This window comes from Saccharothrix sp. CB00851 (genome assembly GCF_001905065.1).
Taxonomy (GTDB): Bacteria; Actinomycetota; Actinomycetes; order Mycobacteriales; family Pseudonocardiaceae; genus Actinosynnema.
On the sequence record NZ_LWLC01000043.1, the window covers coordinates 1 to 15,153 of the forward strand.

Annotated in this window: 17 protein-coding genes and 2 pseudogenes; 9 read left to right on the top strand and 10 right to left on the bottom strand. The window is 70.4% G+C overall.

Going from position 1 to position 15,153, the window contains the following annotated elements; all coding sequences use genetic code 11:
- Nucleotides 1–148: 148 nt before the first annotated feature.
- On the bottom strand, nt 149–295 hold the full coding sequence (locus tag A6A25_RS44360) for a hypothetical protein (RefSeq protein ID WP_158073863.1): 147 nt from the start codon (nt 293–295) through the stop codon (nt 149–151).
- Nucleotides 296–570: 275 nt separating this feature from the next.
- Here A6A25_RS44360 and A6A25_RS33625 point away from each other — a divergent pair, with 275 nt between their 5' ends.
- A complete protein-coding gene (locus A6A25_RS33625; RefSeq protein ID WP_241829064.1) occupies nt 571–924 on the top strand; it encodes a hypothetical protein in 354 nt (117 codons plus the stop codon).
- A gap of 405 nt (nt 925–1,329) precedes the next feature.
- Here the strand turns inward: A6A25_RS33625 and A6A25_RS33630 are convergent, their stop codons facing one another.
- The 4 genes from A6A25_RS33630 to A6A25_RS33645 all read right to left on the bottom strand — a co-directional run bounded on the left by A6A25_RS33630 (nt 1,330) and on the right by A6A25_RS33645 (nt 2,600).
- Nucleotides 1,330–1,725 carry an STAS domain-containing protein gene (locus tag A6A25_RS33630; protein WP_338013244.1) on the bottom strand — a complete coding sequence of 132 codons (396 nt, stop codon included), beginning with the start codon at nt 1,723–1,725 and terminating at the stop codon, nt 1,330–1,332.
- Nucleotides 1,695–1,991, bottom strand: coding sequence for a DUF202 domain-containing protein (locus A6A25_RS33635; RefSeq protein WP_073897124.1), 297 nt, complete (start codon nt 1,989–1,991; stop codon nt 1,695–1,697). Before A6A25_RS33635 ends, A6A25_RS33630 begins: the two co-directional genes overlap by 31 nt.
- Complete coding sequence (locus A6A25_RS33640) at nt 1,988–2,347, bottom strand: YidH family protein (protein ID WP_073897126.1); 360 nt, start codon at nt 2,345–2,347, stop codon at nt 1,988–1,990. The genes A6A25_RS33635 and A6A25_RS33640 overlap by 4 nt, the downstream gene beginning before the upstream one ends.
- A gap of 64 nt (nt 2,348–2,411) precedes the next feature.
- Complete coding sequence (locus A6A25_RS33645) at nt 2,412–2,600, bottom strand: hypothetical protein (protein WP_143193586.1); 189 nt, start codon at nt 2,598–2,600, stop codon at nt 2,412–2,414.
- A gap of 155 nt (nt 2,601–2,755) precedes the next feature.
- Here A6A25_RS33645 and A6A25_RS33650 point away from each other — a divergent pair, with 155 nt between their 5' ends.
- Both A6A25_RS33650 and A6A25_RS33655 read left to right on the top strand, forming a co-directional pair.
- On the top strand, nt 2,756–4,075 hold the full coding sequence (locus A6A25_RS33650; RefSeq protein WP_143193587.1) for a serine/threonine-protein kinase: 1,320 nt from the start codon (nt 2,756–2,758) through the stop codon (nt 4,073–4,075).
- Nucleotides 4,076–4,212: 137 nt separating this feature from the next.
- The gene (locus A6A25_RS33655; protein WP_073897131.1) at nt 4,213–4,638 is read left to right on the top strand and encodes an ATP-binding protein; all 426 of its coding nucleotides are present in this window, start codon (nt 4,213–4,215) and stop codon (nt 4,636–4,638) included.
- 175 nt (nt 4,639–4,813) lie between these two features.
- Here the strand turns inward: A6A25_RS33655 and A6A25_RS33660 are convergent, their stop codons facing one another.
- From A6A25_RS33660 to A6A25_RS46960, 3 genes and pseudogenes are all read right to left on the bottom strand, one after another.
- Complete coding sequence (locus A6A25_RS33660) at nt 4,814–5,704, bottom strand: PP2C family protein-serine/threonine phosphatase (protein WP_338013245.1); 891 nt, start codon at nt 5,702–5,704, stop codon at nt 4,814–4,816.
- Nucleotides 5,650–6,096, bottom strand: a pseudogene (locus tag A6A25_RS46700) (GAF domain-containing protein); the annotation flags it as partial. The gene A6A25_RS33660 and the pseudogene A6A25_RS46700, both read right to left, overlap by 55 nt.
- Nucleotides 6,097–6,844: 748 nt before the next feature.
- On the bottom strand, nt 6,845–7,012 hold the full coding sequence (locus tag A6A25_RS46960) for a hypothetical protein (protein ID WP_198932954.1): 168 nt from the start codon (nt 7,010–7,012) through the stop codon (nt 6,845–6,847).
- A 27-nt stretch (nt 7,013–7,039) separates the two neighbouring features.
- On the opposite strand from A6A25_RS46960, the gene A6A25_RS46965 reads away from it, so the two are divergent.
- Together A6A25_RS46965 and A6A25_RS46970 are read left to right on the top strand one after the other, a co-directional pair.
- Entirely contained in the window at nt 7,040–7,162 is a 123-nt protein-coding gene (locus A6A25_RS46965; protein ID WP_198932955.1) for an AbfB domain-containing protein, read from the top strand.
- 214 nt (nt 7,163–7,376) lie between these two features.
- A complete protein-coding gene (locus A6A25_RS46970) occupies nt 7,377–8,552 on the top strand; it encodes an ABC transporter substrate-binding protein (RefSeq protein ID WP_443217080.1) in 1,176 nt (391 codons plus the stop codon).
- Nucleotides 8,553–8,598: 46 nt separating this feature from the next.
- On the opposite strand, the pseudogene A6A25_RS46010 reads toward A6A25_RS46970, so the two are convergent.
- Both A6A25_RS46010 and A6A25_RS33685 read right to left on the bottom strand, forming a co-directional pair.
- Nucleotides 8,599–8,787 (bottom strand): annotated as a pseudogene (locus tag A6A25_RS46010) (glucose dehydrogenase); the annotation flags it as partial.
- A 274-nt stretch (nt 8,788–9,061) separates the two neighbouring features.
- Nucleotides 9,062–10,099, bottom strand: coding sequence for a LacI family DNA-binding transcriptional regulator (locus A6A25_RS33685; protein WP_073897138.1), 1,038 nt, complete (start codon nt 10,097–10,099; stop codon nt 9,062–9,064).
- A 162-nt stretch (nt 10,100–10,261) separates the two neighbouring features.
- On the opposite strand from A6A25_RS33685, the gene A6A25_RS33690 reads away from it, so the two are divergent.
- The 4 genes from A6A25_RS33690 (at nt 10,262) to A6A25_RS33705 (ending at nt 15,107) form a co-directional block, all read left to right on the top strand.
- Nucleotides 10,262–11,875: a glycoside hydrolase family 13 protein gene (locus A6A25_RS33690; RefSeq protein WP_073897187.1), complete on the top strand. Its 1,614-nt coding sequence runs from the start codon at nt 10,262–10,264 to the stop codon at nt 11,873–11,875.
- Between the two features lie 19 nt (nt 11,876–11,894).
- Nucleotides 11,895–13,277, top strand: a complete 1,383-nt coding sequence (locus A6A25_RS33695) for an ABC transporter substrate-binding protein (RefSeq protein ID WP_073897140.1) — start codon at nt 11,895–11,897, stop codon at nt 13,275–13,277.
- Between the two features lie 112 nt (nt 13,278–13,389).
- Complete coding sequence (locus A6A25_RS33700; RefSeq protein WP_241829066.1) at nt 13,390–14,250, top strand: carbohydrate ABC transporter permease; 861 nt, start codon at nt 13,390–13,392, stop codon at nt 14,248–14,250.
- Nucleotides 14,247–15,107, top strand: a complete 861-nt coding sequence (locus tag A6A25_RS33705) for a carbohydrate ABC transporter permease (RefSeq protein ID WP_073897141.1) — start codon at nt 14,247–14,249, stop codon at nt 15,105–15,107. Before A6A25_RS33700 ends, A6A25_RS33705 begins: the two co-directional genes overlap by 4 nt.
- The last annotated feature ends 46 nt before the right edge of the window (nt 15,108–15,153 follow it).

Sequence of the window (15,153 nt, forward strand, 5' to 3'; positions counted from 1 at the left end):
CGGATCAACTCTTCACGATCCCGCGCCGACAACCTGACCGGCCGCTTCAGTTGCGACACCACCACACCAGTCCTTGTCCGGCAGGGAACGGCCCTGCCGGACAACAGCCTCCCAGCCACTGGCATCACAACTAAGCAGCGACACGCTACTAGATCCCGAAGGCCGCGGCCAACTTCTCCGCGTCACCCTCGCTGACCCCGGCCAACGCCGCGACCGGCGCGTCGAGGACCTCGGCCACGCTCAGCCCCTCGTACGCCTTGTCCAACTGCTTGGCCAGATCCACGGAAACAGCCACTGGTGACTCCACCTCACATAGTCGGTGATCAGGTCCATGTCACCCTATCGAGCCCACGGTCCTGTTCGCCGCGCCGCCCGGATCGCCGACGACCGTCACCCCAACGGGGGGCAGTCCGGCAACGCGGAGTGGCCGCGGCGGTTTCGGTGGACCGACCCACGTCATCCCGAGGACACCACCCGGCCGGGGATCTCCGGCCGCGCCGAACCGACGTGTAGGCGGACCTGGCCGACGGGCAACACCTGCCCCATGCGCGCACCCGGCAGGCCGGCCCGATGACGGCGGCATGGCCCCTGGAATGGATCATCGCGGTCTTCGCGGGCGCCGGCGTGGTCACCGTGCTCGGCGCCGTCCGGCTGGCCGCCCTGGGCGACGCGCCGGCCGACCGCACCGGCTGGGGCGAGGCGTTCTTCGGCGCGGTGTTCTTCGGACTGATCACCTCGCTGTCGGGCATCGTCATGACCGGCGTCAGCGCCGCCTCCGGTGAACCGGAACTGGCCTACAGCAACGCGGTGGGTGGTATCGCGGTGCAGACGCTGGCGATCGTGGCCGCCGACGCCGCCACCGGCGGGTCAACCTCGAACACGCCGCCGCCTCCACCCAGAACCTGCTGTTCGGCTGCCTGCTGATCGCCCTGCTCAGCACCGCGCTGCTGGCCACCTTCAGTCCCGACGTCACCGTGCTGGGCGTGCACCCCGCCTCGCCGCGTCGTTGGTTGGCCACAGCGGTGACCACCATGACGAGCGGTCCGGCAGCGGAGCATGCCGTCGAACCGGCCCCGGCCCGGGGGCCGGTTCGGTAGGGCCGGATGCGAAGAGCGAAGGACGACCGATGAGATGGGCGCCCGGTGCGGACCGCGCCGCGCGCTGGACCGATCGACCCGCACCGCGCCACCAGGCCGGAGCGTGAGCGCTGGCTGCTCAACACACCACGCCGAACCTGGCAGAACCACTCGGAGGAGTTGGTCCTGCCGCGTTCTGCGCAGAAACCGGCGCGCTCTGACTACCCATTCGAGTGGGCTTCACACCGCGGCGCTACGCCACCGGTTCACCCGCAGGGGGAGTCACGGCGGCGGACGGGCGGTGCAGCGACAGCGTCGCCAGTGCCTTGGTCAGCGTGCCGAACAGCGGCAGGACGTTGTCCGTGCCGGTGACCTCCAACGACCGCAGCACATGGCGTCGCGTGACCACCACCGCGAAGGTGATGCCGTCACGCCCCGTCCGCTGCCCGGTCTCCATCAGCAGCGATATACCGGTCGAGGCGAAGAAGTCGACGTCCGAAAGATCGATCACGAACGCGGCGGGACGGCTGTTCAGCCGCGAGGCGACCTCGGCCCGCAGGACACCCACGGTGCTCATGTCGACCTCGCCGCTGCGCCATCCAGGAGGTCGCCGAGAGTTCACGCCACCATCATGATCGCCGACAGGCACCCCACCGCGGTGAGCACGCCGACCGCCAGTGGCAGTCGGCCGGGACCGGCTCCGCGCCGCCAGCGCTGTCGTCCCCGTCTGCCCGCCCACACCGCCACGACCGCGACCAGCGCGATCAGCACACCGGGCACCACCCGCAGGCCCCAGCCACCGCGAGCCGCCACCTGCAGCAACAACGCCGAACACGCCGCCGCGCTGAACGCCGTGCGCCGCCACGCCAGGTCGGTGCGCTCGGGCTGCAACCCCGGATCACGGGGACCGCTCACCCGACAGCCACCAGAATCCCGGCCGTCACTGTCACGACCAGCACCCCGCCGGCCAGGACGACCATTACCCGGCTGCTGGGCAACGGCTGATCGGCACGTATCGCCCGCTGCACCGCCCGCCAGCGGGGATAGCTGGTCGCCGCGAGCACCGCGGCCAGCGCGATGCACATCAGCCCCAGCAGAACCGTCGCGCCGGGGAACCCGAACGGCGGCACCAGCTGCCCGACCGCCACGCCACCGGCCAGTAGCCCCAGCGCCGTGCGGATCCACGCCAGGAACGTCCGCTCGTTGGCCAGGGTGAACCGGTAGTCGGGCTCCCGATCCACCGACGACGACCCCTCCGCCTCACCCTGCATCGACCCTCCGCGTGGTTCGCCCCGCACACCGGACGACCGCCCCGTGGCGGCCTACGTGGGCAGGCTAACCACCTGTAGCCGGTACTTCACCCGACGGCGAGTATTGCCCGGCCTGTCCGTGGCGGAGAGACGCGTAGAACACGGCCCTCACCGCGAACGCCGTGACGATGACCGCGATCGCTCCGGTCGTACCGCCGAGATCGCCTGAACCGGCCTTCGTGTTGTGCGTGATGCCGAAGTCGTCGATCGGCACGCACGAACGGTGTTCGCCGGCGCGCAACGTCGGTGAACGTGACGGAACCGGTACGCCTCTCACGTTATCGGGGGCCGAAGTACCGGAGTAGCCGCCGGTCACGGCGGTACGTTCGGGGAGATGTGCCCTGTGTCGTAGCCGTGGAGGTCAGCCCGATGTCGGACGGACAGCTGACCGGCGAGGTCATCGACGGCAGGTACGCCGTGGGCGGGCTGTACGGCACCGGCGGGATGGCCGAGGTCTACCAGGCGTTCGACACCGTGTTGGAGCGCAAGGTCGCGATCAAGCTGTTCCGGGGCGCGGCCACGCGCGAGGACCGGATCAGGCTGGCCCGCGAAGCGGACGTGCTGGCGGCGCTGCGGTGTCCGGGCATGATCGCGGTCTACGGCTCCGGGTCGTTCCGCGGGCACCCGTTCTTCGTGATGCAGGCCGTCGAGGGCGGCACGCTGCGCCGGCGGATGCGGGGGCCGCTGGCGCCGGAGTCGGTCGCGCGGATCGGTTCGCAGGTCGCCGCAGTGCTGGCCCACGTGCACCGACACGAGGTGGTGCACCGCGACGTCAAGCCGTCCAACATCCTGCTCGACCGCGACGAACGGCGTGCCTACCTGACCGACTTCGGCCTGGCGCTGCAGGCCGAGGTCACCCGGATCACCCGTTCGGGTCTCGTGGTCGGTACCGCCGCCTACCTCGCACCCGAACAGGTCCGCGGCGACGAGATCACGCCCGCCGTCGACGTCTTCGCGTTGGGACTGGTGCTGCTGGAGTGCCTGACCGGGCGGCCGGAGTACCCCGGCGGTGACGCCGAGTCGGCACTCGCCCGCCTGCACCGCGGACCCCTCATCCCCGACGAACTGCCCAGGCCGTGGCGCGAGGTGCTCACCGCCATGACCGGGCTGAGCCCCCGCCGACGACCCACCGCGGCCGAGTGCGCCGAGCTGCTCGTCGCCGCGGGCCGGCTCCACCTGGACGACGCGCCACCGCCAAGCCTCGACACCGCCACCGCACCGAAACCCGCTGAAGCGCCGGTGGTCACCCGCCGGGTGCGCGACGACCTGCTGCTCGGCGGTGCCGCGGCGGTGGTGATAGCCGGAACAGTGCTGCTCAGCGCACTCGACGGTCCCGAAGCGCCGATCGCCGGGGACAACGACCAGCCCGTCATCGGCACCAGCGCCGAACCGACCCCGCCCATCCCTGCCACCGGACCACCACAGCTCTCCTCGACGTCGGCCACGGTCGCCCGAGCGACACAGGAACCGACGGCGGTGGCCGTCATCTCGACCCGGCCGGCGGTGCGGACAACGCAACAGCAATCGTCGACCCGGACGACGCTCCCACCGCCTTCGACATCGCAGGTCGTCCAGCGGACCGGAGCAGGTACGCCTCCGGGCACAGTGCCTCCCGTCAGCACCGAACCGCAGGTCGGCGAAGGTGAGGAACGCGAGGGTGAGGGGCGTGAGAACGGCGATGGCGACTGACCACGAGGCCAGGGCCGCGTGGTGCGCAGCGGAGATCCGGAAGCGGCAGTCGCCTGACCGCGGGCGGGCGATGCGGCACCGTTTCAGGCAGCCGTAGTCTGTCGGAGTCGCAAGAACTCGGGACAGGGGATTTCACCGTGGCCGATCCCGCTGATCCGGAACCGCTGCGGTTCGACACCGCCCGGCCCGATTCCCCGACCATGGCCGACGTGCGCCGTTGGGCCGCCCGTGTCCTGCCCGAGCTGGACGAGGATCACCTCTCGGACGTGCTGCTCGTCGCCACGGAACTGGTCAGCAACGTCTTCGACCACGCTCCCGGTCGGGCTCAGGTTCGGGTGTTCCACCGTCTCGACCCGTGCCGGGTCTACGTCGAAGTGGACGACACCTCGCAGCTCCCGCCGGTGCTGGGGCGGTCGAGCATCGCCGACACCAGGGGACGGGGCGTGGCGATGGTGGCGGTGTACTCCGCGGAGTGGGGTGTGCGCCGGCTCGCCGAGGGCGGCAAGACGGTATGGGCGGTGCTCGCCTGCGACAGCTCCGCCTGCGGTCCCGCCGGTCGCTGACACGTTCGCCCGAGCCGTCCGCGCCGCGGGGTTCGGGCGGGGTGGACGCGGTGGCGTCTCCCCGGTTCAACGGGTGGCGAGAACGTCGAAGCGGGCCACTGCCGGTGGGATCCGCTCGGTTGACTGCCGTTGGGGATGTGGCCGTGTCGCCTTGGTCGGCCGGTGTCGGGACCGGTCACGCGGGTTCGGGGCGGTGGCGGGTCACGAGCAGGGCGATGTCGTCGGTGGCGGGTTGGTTGCCGACCAGGTGCGCCATGATCCCGGCGCAGACGGTCTCCGCAGTGGTCGCCGTCATCTGCCGGCGGAGCTGCTCGAGACGCGTGTCGAGGTCCTCGTCCCGGCGTTCGACCAGGCCGTCGGTGTAGAAACCCATCAGCGCGCCGGGTGGCATGTCGAACGTCGTGCCCTCGCGGCCGGTGACGGCGAGGTTGTGCCCGATGGGCGGTCCGAGTGGTGGGTTGACGAGACGGGCCGGTTCGCCGGGGACGGCCAGCACGGGTGGCAGGTGGCCTGCCAGCGCCAGGTCGACGCGGGCGGTGGTCGTGTCGATCACGGCGTAGGCGACCGTGGCCATGGTCTGGGTCTCGAAGTGGCTGGCCTTGCGGTCGAGCTTGCCGAGCACCTCGGCCGGGTCGGGGAACTCAAGGGCGTAGGCGCGCAGGGCGCTGCGCAGTCGTCCCATGACGATGGCGGCCGGCAGCCCGCTGCCGACCACGTCGCCGATGACCACGCCGATGCGTTCGTCGGGCAATTCGAACCCGTCGTACCAGTCCCCGCCCACACCGTTCTCCGCGCCGGGAACGTAGCGGGCCGCGAACTCCCAGTCGGCGGTGGTCGGCAGCCGGCCGGGCAGGAGACTGTCCTGCAGCAGGGCCGCCGCCGCGAGCTCGGACCGCGACCGGTGCAGGTGCGCAGCCGTGGCCAGCCGTTCCGCGGTGACCTGGAGCAGGTCGAGTCTTCGTCGGTGAACCGGCGCGCGACCGTGCTGCCGATGTGCAACACGCCGATCAGCCTGCCTTCGGCCACCATCGGCACGCCGAGCATCACTCTCAGGCCACGCTCCCACAGCAGTGGGTTGACCACGGTGGAGGGGTCGACGTGGTCGATCTGCACCGGCTCGCGGCGACCGGCGACCGCGCCGGCGAAACCGGAGCCCACGGGTACCCGCACGCCCTGGAGGACTTCTTCCTCCAAGCCGGCGGCCGCCCTGGCCACCAGGTGGCCGCCACCGGAGTCGACCAGGAGCACGGTGGCGGTGTCGACCGAGAACAGCTCCCGCACCTGGCGCAGCAACACCTCGAACAGCTTGTCCACGTCGAGTTCGCGCAGCGCGCTGTCGGTGATCGCCTCCGACACCTGTAGCCGCCGGGCCAACCGCTGCGTATCCATCATCCACCCGCTCCGTCCCGAGACATCGACGCACACCCGAAGGACAGCACGAGCACATGACGGAGCCATGCGAGCCTGCGCGGAACAACGTGGGCGCACCCATGACCGTAATACGACAACGCACACCCGTCCCACCACCGCCTTCACCGGTCGAATGCTCGCGCAATCCGCTCCGTCGAGCAGCCCGCCGCAGACCCTGCCTCGTTCGCGTTCGACAGCACCGCAGTGGACGGTCGTAGCCGGTTATCGCTAACACCAAGCATCTTCACTTGATGCGAAAGACGGCCTTGAGGGGAGCATCCCAGCCCGTTAGCGTTAACAGCCAGCGGTGACGTGGGTCACGTGAACGAGTCGCCGAGGTCTCGACCAACCTCCGAGCCTCGTGGTGCCGGCCACTTGTCGACTTCGTCCGGATGAGGAGTTGTCCGATCATGGTGCAACGACGCACTGTTCTTGCCGGTGGGGTGGCTGCGGTCGCTCTGGCGGGCACGAGCCGACTCGCCGCGCTCGCCGCGCCGGGTGACGCGGCCTATGTGATGGGTTACTGCACCGAATCCCCGTCCCGGATCGCCGACCGGTACGCGCTGCACCTGGCGGTCAGCATGGATGGTCTGCAGTGGACCGCGCTCAACCAGGGCAACCCGGTCGCCACGCCCACGGCGGGCACCGGTGGGCTGCGCGACCCGTTCATCATGCGCAAGCAGAACGTGCACGTCGGCAACGGCACGAACTACCTGTACTACAAGAGCTTCGCCGACGGACGCCTCTACGGCGCGCGCTCCAGCACGCTCAACCCGCGCAGCTTCGACCGCGGCACCTACACCACGGGTGTGGTCAGCGGCGGCATCGAGGCGCCGATCGTGGTCAAGGCGCACAACCGCAACGAGTGGTGGCTGTGGGGCGACTCGTTCGCACCCGTCAACGGCGAGCTGTACGCGTGGCGCAGCGGCGACATCAACACCAACTCCTGGACCCCGCTGACCAAGGCGCAAGCCTCGCGTCCTCGGCCGGCGTGTCGTTCCGCTCGCACAACTTCCCCGACCGCTACCTGCGGCACGCCAACTACGTCCTGCGCATCGACCCCATCCTCACCGCGGTCGACCGCGCGGACGCCACCTTCCAGATCGGCTACTGATCACGTGAGACGCACATCCCCACCGGCCGCTTCACGCGGCAATTCCGGCGACGCACGCCGGTCGTGGACCACGAGGAGACCGACCGCGGCGGCGAACGAGCGGTTACCTCGCGCCGCCGTCCGGCGTGCGGCCACGGCGCTGGCCGTCGTGGCCGGGCTGACCGGGGCGCTGCTCACCGGCTGCGGCACCGACGTGGAGCGGAGTTCCACGTCGGTGACGCGGCTGTCGTTCTGGAGCGGTTACGCCGGTCCGGCGCCGTCGACCCTCGAAGCGATCGTCGACGAGTTCAACGCGGCCAACCCGGACGTGCGGATCGAGGTGAGCCTCATGCCGTGGGACGTGTTCTTCCAGAACCTGCTGCCCGCCTACTTCTCGGAGGGCGGTCCGGACCTGGCGGCCTTCGACAGCACCAGGGTTCCCCAATACGCCCAGAAGGGCGTGCTCGCGCCGGTGGACGACTGGTTCGCCGCGGAGCCCGCGTCCAACGCGCTGGTCACGGCGGCGGTCGACGCGGTGACCTACCAGGGCTCGAAGTACGCCGTGCCGATGACGTTCACCAGCCTCAAGCTCTGCTACAACCGCGCGTTGTTCACCGAGGCGGGGCTGGACCCGGACCAGCCCCCGACCACCTGGGACCAGTGGCGCACCGCGCTGACCCGGCTGACCAGGGACCGCGACGACGACGGCGTGCCCGAGCAGCACGGCATCGCACTGCCCGACCACGAGGCGATCCCCGTGTGGCCCATCCTGCTGTGGGGCCACGGCGGCGACATCCTCACGCCGGACGGTTCCCGGTCCGCGCTCACCAGTCCCGAGGCGGTCGGTGCGGTCCGGACCTGGGTCGACCTGGTGGCCCGCGAGCACGTGTCGCCGACCGGTCTGTCCGGCACCCAGGCCGAGGAGCTGTTCCGCGACGGCAAGGCCGCGATGACGATCACCGGCCCGTGGGCGACCGGTGGCTTCCAGGCGGCCGGTGTGGACTTCGACCTGGCGCCGGTCCCGCCGGGCCCGTTCCGACAGGCCACCCTGGGCACGACCACGTCGCTGGCGCTCAACGCCGAACTGAGCCCTGAGAAGAAGCGGGCCGCTCACCGCTTCCTGTCCCACTGGGTCGGGGAACAGGCGCAGCAGAGCTGGATGAAGGGGTCCGGCTACCCCTCCATCCGGCTGGACCAGTACCCGCCGAACGACAACCCGCTGGTGGGCCAGTTCGCCGACGACGCACGGATCGCCCAACCCGTCATGCCCGGCGTCGTGCAGTTCGCGAAGATCCACGACGACGTCTTCGAACCGGCCATCCGCAACATCATCAGCGGCGAGGCGGGCGTCGACGACGGCCTGGCGACGGCATCGCGCCGCATCGACGAGATCCTGACCGAAACCGGGTGAAGCCGGGCGATCCGATCCGCCGGGTCGACCCGACCCGGCGGCCGGTTCACCGTCCGAGTGTGACTTTGAGGATTCGCTCGTTGCTGTTGTCGGGAACGCTGTCCTTCTCCCCGAGGTTGCTGGTGGTCAGCCACAGGCCGCCGTCGGCGGAGGGTTCGACGGTGCGCAGCCGGCCGTAGGTGCCTTCGCAGCGGGGCCAGCCGTGGTTGCCGCCGCGGACGATCAGGTTGGTCTCTGCCGTCGTCGGCGGCCAGGGACGGCGTCCGTTCCAGCACGTGGTGCGCCACCACCGCCTGCGCCTCCCACGTGATGTCGCCTTCCGGCACCGACAGTCGCAGCACCAGCGACTGCACCTCCACCCGCGCCCAGGTGAGCCGGTCCGCGATCGCCACCCGCTCCGGAGGAAGTGCCCCGAAGCAGCTGTTCGCCGAACTCGATGCCGCACTCGAGGGCGCCCTCCACCAGGGCGGCGCCGGGGTCGGGTGACGCCCGCGGGTGCGGCTTGCTGCTCAGTGGTTCCTGGCTGTCGGTCGCGGGACGGCGGTGGAGTTGCGGACGACGAGTCGGACGTCGAGGACCAGCGGTTCGGTGTGGTGGTTCCCGCCTTCGGCGAGGTCGAGGAGGCGGTCGACGGCGTGGGTCGCCTTGCCGACGATGTCCTGGGCAACGGTGGTGAGCTTCGGGGTGATGTAGGCGCTGATGTCCAGGTCGTCGAACCCGACGACGGAGACCCGCTCCGGCACGGGAACGCCGGTGTCGTGCAGGCCTTCGATGATGCCGATCGCGAGGATGTCCGCGGTGGCGAAGATCGCGGTCGCCTCAGGGTGGTTCGCGAGCAGGCGCCTGCCCAGTTCGACACCGTCGTCGTGGGTGGTGTTGACGGTCTCGGTCGGACAGTCCCGCAGCGACGCCCCGGCGTCCCGCAGTGCCGCTTGGAAGCCGAGGAAGCGTTCGTGCACGACGCCGACATCGGTGAACGACGGCGCGGCGAACACGATCCGCCGGTGACCCAAGGACAACAGGTGTGAGGTGGCCAGGTGGGCGCCGGTGAAGTCGTCGGTGCGCACCCCGGTGGTCAGCGGGTTGTCGGAGTAGCTGTCGATGGCCAGCACCGGTGTCGCCCCGGTGACGCGGCGGTGCAGGCGGTCGACCTCCTCGTCGAGGAAGCCGAGCAGCACGGCCCCGTCCAGGCTCCACGACCGCAGCGCCTCGCCGATCTCGGCGGTGTCGGACACCCCGCGCAGCAACAGGTGGTAGCCGCGCTGGCGCAGCCGGCGCTCGATCTGACCGACGATGGCGATGTTGTGCGGGGAGATGGTGAGGCTGACCTCGCTCTCCGCGGGCACCAACAACCCGATGAGGCGGGAACTGTTGGCGGCCAGGCTGCGTGCCGAACCGTTGGGCACGTAGCCGAGCTCGGCGACGATCCGGCGCACCCGCTCGACCGTCTCCGCCGACACGCGCTCGTGCTTGCCGTTGATCACATTCGACACCGTCATGATGCTCACGCCCGCCGCCCTGGCGATGTCCTTCAGGGTCACCCGCACCGGCCCGATCTCTCCTCTCGCCTTCGCAGAACACCGGACTCGTCGTTGACACCTGCGCTGCGGCGAGGTTAGTGTCCCACACCACCAAGTATAGCGCTAAACCGTGTCTGACCGGCAACGTTCGGTTCATTTGTGGTGCCATGAGGGGAGAAGATCGTGACGATGGACAGCCCGGGCCGGCCGTGGTGGCGCGGCGCGGTGATCTACCAGATCTACCCGCGCAGCTTCGCCGACCTCAACGGCGACGGCACCGGTGACCTCAACGGCGTCCGCGACCGGTTGCCCTACCTGCGCGACCTCGGCGTGGACGCGATCTGGTTCACCCCCTGGTACGTCTCACCGCTGGCCGACGGCGGCTACGACGTGGCCGACTACCGGGCCATCGACCCGGCGTTCGGCACGCTGGCCGACGCCGAGGCGCTGATCGCGGACGCCGCCGGGATGGGCATCCGCACGATCGTCGACGTCGTGCCGAACCACGTCTCCAGCGAGCACGCGTGGTTCAAGGCGGCGCTGGCGGCCGGGCCCGGTTCGCCGGAGCGGGAGCGGTTCTGGTTCCGCGAGGGTCGGGGTGAGCACGGCGAGCTGCCGCCGACGGACTGGGTGTCGAGCTTCGCCGGCGGCACCTGGACGCGGGTGCCGGACGGCCAGTGGTACCTGCACCTGTTCGCGCCCGAGCAGCCGGACCTGAACTGGAACCACCCGGACGTGCGGCGCGAGCACGAGGACGTGCTGCGGTTCTGGTTCGACCGGGGCGTGGCGGGCATCCGGGTCGACTCGGCGTCCATGCCGGTCAAGGACCCGGCCCTGCCCGAGGTGCCGACAACCTACGAGGCGGGCGGGCACCCGTTCATCGACCGCGACGAGCTGCACGACATCTACCGCGGCTGGCGCGCGGTGGCCGACTCCTACGCCGAGCCGCGCGTGCTGGTGGGGGAGATCTGGCTGGACGACCAGCAGCGCTTCGCCCGCTACCTGCGTCCCGACGAGATGCACTCGGCGTTCAACTTCGACTTCATGGGACGCCCGTGGGAGGCCAAGCAGCTGCGCGAGTCGATCCAGTCCACGTTGGACGCGCACGCCCCGGTCGGCGCGCCGCCCACGTGGGTGCTGTCCAACCACGACGTCACCCGACCGGTGACCCGGTACGGCCGTGAGGACAGCTCGTTCTCCTTCGCCACCAAGCGGTTCGGCACGCCGACCGACCTGGCGCTCGGGGAGCGACGGGCCCGCGCGGCGGCACTCCTCACCGCGGCGCTGCCCGGCGCGCTGTACGTCTACCAGGGCGACGAACTGGGACTGCCCGAGGTCGAGGATCTGCCGCTGGAGGCGTTGCGGGACCCCATGCACTTCCGCTCCGGGCGCACCGACCCCGGCCGCGACGGGTGCCGCGTGCCGTTGCCGTGGACCCGTTCAGATCACTCGTTCGGGTTCAGTCCGGACGGGTCGGGCGCCCCTGCCTGGCTGCCGCAGCCGGCCGCCGGGTGGGGCGAGCGCTCGGTGGAGGTGCAGGACCGCGACCCGCGTTCCATGCTGGCCCTCTACCGGGCCGCCCTGGTCCTGCGCCGGTCCGAACCCGGGCTGCGCGGAGAGTGCTTCTCCTGGCTGGACAGCACCGAGGACGTGCTGGCCTTCACCCGTGACGACGTCGTGTGCGTCGTCAACCTCGGCACCGCGCCGGTCCACCTGCCCGATCACCACGAGGTGCTGCTGACCAGCGTCGACCTCGACGGTGACCACCTGCCCGCCGACGCCGCCGCCTGGCTGCGTGCCTGATCAACCCTGGAGAAAGACGATGAAGTCCTCCGCCGCAAGGCCACTGCCGACCAGACTCGCGACCGCGGCGATCGTGCTGCCCCTGATGTTGAGCGGGTGCGGTTCCGATCCCGACGACCAGGTGGGCGCCGACGGCAAGGTCGTCATCACCGTCGCGATGGACGCGGGCCTGGAGAAGGCCGCGATCGACGCGTTCACCAAGCGCGCCGAGCAGTTCGAGGCCGCCAACACCGACATCGACGTCCGCACCCAGGAGTACACCTGGACCGCCGCGTCGTTCACCGCCCAGCTCGCCGGCGGCACCATCCCCGACGTGTTCACCGTGCCGTTCACCGACGGCCGCGGCCTGATCGAGCGCAAGCAGATCGCCGACGTCAGCGAGCAGGTCGCGAAGCTGCCCTACGCCTCCTCGCTCAACCCGAACATCGCCAAGGCCGGGCAGGCCGCCGACGGCAAGCAGTGGGCCGTGCCCATCGCCGCCTACGGCCAGGCGCTGCACTACAACCGCACGCTGTTCACCCAGGCCGGGCTCGACCCGGACAAGCCCCCCACGACCTGGGCCGAGGTCCGCGCCGCGGCCAAGCAGATCACCGAGCGCACCGGCCAGACCGGGTACGCCCAGATGACCTCGGGCAACACCGGCGGCTGGATCCTCACCACGCTCGACTACGCCTTCGGCGGCCGGATCGAGAAGATCACCGGCGACCAGGCCGAGGCCACCGTGGACACCCCGGAGATGGCCGAGGTGCTCGACACCCTGCGAGCCATGCGCTGGGACGACAACAGCATGGGCGCGAACTTCCTCTACGACTGGGCGGGCATCAACCAGGACTTCGCCGCCGGCCGCATCGGCATGTACGTCTCCGGCGGCGGCAACTACGGCAACCTCGTCACCCAGAACGGCCTCAAGGCCGAGGACTACGGCGTCGCCGCCCTGCCGCTGGCGGACAAGCCGGACGCGGGCGTGCTCGGTGGCGGCACGCTGGCCGTGGTGAGCCCGAAGATCGGCGAGCGCAGCAAGGACGCCGCCGTGAAGTGGATCGACTTCTACTACATGGGCAAGCTGACCGACCAGGAGGCGGCCGTCGCCGACGCCAGGACGCTGGCCGAGACCAACCAGCCCGTCGGCGTGCCGGCGCTGCCGGTGGTGGACCGCGCGACCTACGACAAGCAGCAGGAGTGGACCAGGCAGTACGTCAACGTGCCGTTGGACCAGATGACGCCGTACACGGCGAAGATGTTCGACCAGCCGCTGGTCACCGAGCCGACCCGGTCCACCCAGGACGTCTACAAGATCCTGGACCAGACCGTGCAGACCCTGTTCACCGACCGGTCCGCGGACGTGACCGCCCTGCTGGCCAAGGCCGACGCCGAGGTGCAGGCCCAGATCGGCCGGGGCTGACGTGGCCCTCCGACCCGACTCCCGCGTGGCGGCGCTCTCCCCGCCGCCACGCGGTCCCCGCCCTCCGCGACGGCGGCGGCGCACGCCGGTCACGTGGATTCGCCGCGGCGGGTTGAGCACCCTGGTCTTCCTGTTGCCGCTGCTGCTGGTGTTCGGGGTCTTCTCGTGGGCGCCGATCGTGCAGTCGGTGGTGATGAGCTTCCAGCGGACCAACCTCGTCGGGCCCGTCGAGTTCGTCGGCCTGGACAACTTCGCCCAGGTGCTGTCGGACCCGCTGCTGTGGACCGCGTTGCGCAACACGGTGTGGTTCGCGGTGCTGGCGCTGCTGTTCGGCTACCCGCTGCCGCTGCTGGCCGCGGTGCTGATCAGCGAGGTCCGCCACCGCAAGGGGCTGTTCAGCGCGTTGGCCTACCTGCCGGTGGTGATCCCGCCGGTGGTCGCGGTGCTGTTGTGGAAGTTCTTCTACGACGCCGGTCCGACCGGGGTGTTCAACACGGTGCTGGGTTGGGTCGGGCTCGGACCGTGGCAGTGGCTGCAGGACCCTGGCAGCGCGATGCCCGCGCTGGTGCTGGAGGCCACCTGGGCCGCCGCCGGCGGCACGGTGATCATCTACCTGGCGGCGCTGGCCGGGGTGCCCGCCGACCTGTACGAGGCCGCCGAGATCGACGGCTCGGGGATCTGGCGCAAGGTCTGGCACGTCACGCTGCCGCGGCTGCGGGGCGTGCTGCTGGTGACGTTCATCCTGCAGATCATCGGCACGGCGCAGGTGTTCCTGGAGCCGTTCCTGTTCACCGGCGGCGGTCCCGCGAACTCGACCACCACCCTGCTGCTGCTGATCTACGACTACGCCTTCGCCAACAGCCTGGGCGGTGACTACGGCGCGGCCACCGCGTTGAGCCTCATGCTCGCGGCCGTCCTGGCGTTGTTCTCGATCGCGTACTTCCGGCTGACGAGATCCTGGAGCACGTCGTGAACCGAGGTCTGGTCTCGCCCACCGAGTGGGCGACCACCCGCACCCGGCTGGTGCTGCGCGCACTCCAAGGCCTGTTGCTGGGCGCACTGCTGCTCACCGGCCTGGGTCCGGTGCTGTGGCTGGCCAAGGCCGCCGTCACGCCCACCCAGGACACCCTGCGCGAGCCCCTGTCGGTGTTCCCGCACGGCCTAGACCTGGCCAACCTGGCCACGGCGTGGACCCGCGTGGAGATCGACAAGTACTTCCTGAACACCGTGTGGCTCGCTGTCGGCTCCTGGGCCGTCCAACTGCTGGTGGCCACCACTGCCGGATACGCACTGGCGGTGCTGCGGCCCCGCTACGGCGGCTTGATCACCGCGGTCGTGCTGGGCACGTTGTTCGTTCCCTCGATCGTGCTGCTGGTGCCGCTGTACCTGACCGTGGTCGACGCCGGCATGATCAACACCTTCTGGGCGGTGTGGCTGCCGGCCGGTGCCAGCGCGTTCAACGTCGTCCTCGTGCAGCGGTTCTTCGCGAGCCTGCCGCGCGAGGTGTTCGAGGCGGCCCGGGTCGACGGCGCCGGACCGTTCCGGATCTTCTGGTCGGTGGTGCTGCCGCTGTCGCGGCCGATCATCGGCGTGGTGTCGGTGTTCGCCGTCGTGGCCAGTTGGAAGGACTTCCTCTGGCCGATGCTGGTGCTGCCCGACCCCGCGGTGCAGCCGCTGTCCGTGCGCCTGCCCGCCCTGCAGCGCTACGTGGAACTCGACGTGTTCCTCGCCGCCCTGGCGATCTCGTCGATCATCCCCATCGCGCTGTTCCTGGTGTTCCAACGGCTGTTCCTGCACGGCGGCGCGCTGGAGGGCGCGGTCAAGGGATGAACCACGGCCCGACGACGGGCCTCCACCCTGCGAAGAGAGACAACAA

Excerpts from the sequence above, each read along its gene's own strand:
- A6A25_RS33625 (WP_241829064.1), top strand. The coding sequence starts at position 571 with ATGACGGCGGCATGGCCCCTGGAATGGATCATCGCGGTCTTCGCGGGC.
- A6A25_RS33690 (WP_073897187.1), top strand. The coding sequence starts at position 10,262 with ATGGACAGCCCGGGCCGGCCGTGGTGGCGCGGCGCGGTGATCTACCAG.
- A6A25_RS33650 (WP_143193587.1), top strand. The coding sequence starts at position 2,756 with ATGTCGGACGGACAGCTGACCGGCGAGGTCATCGACGGCAGGTACGCC.
- A6A25_RS33695 (WP_073897140.1), top strand. The coding sequence starts at position 11,895 with ATGAAGTCCTCCGCCGCAAGGCCACTGCCGACCAGACTCGCGACCGCG.
- A6A25_RS33640 (WP_073897126.1), bottom strand. The coding sequence starts at position 2,347 with ATGCAGGGTGAGGCGGAGGGGTCGTCGTCGGTGGATCGGGAGCCCGAC.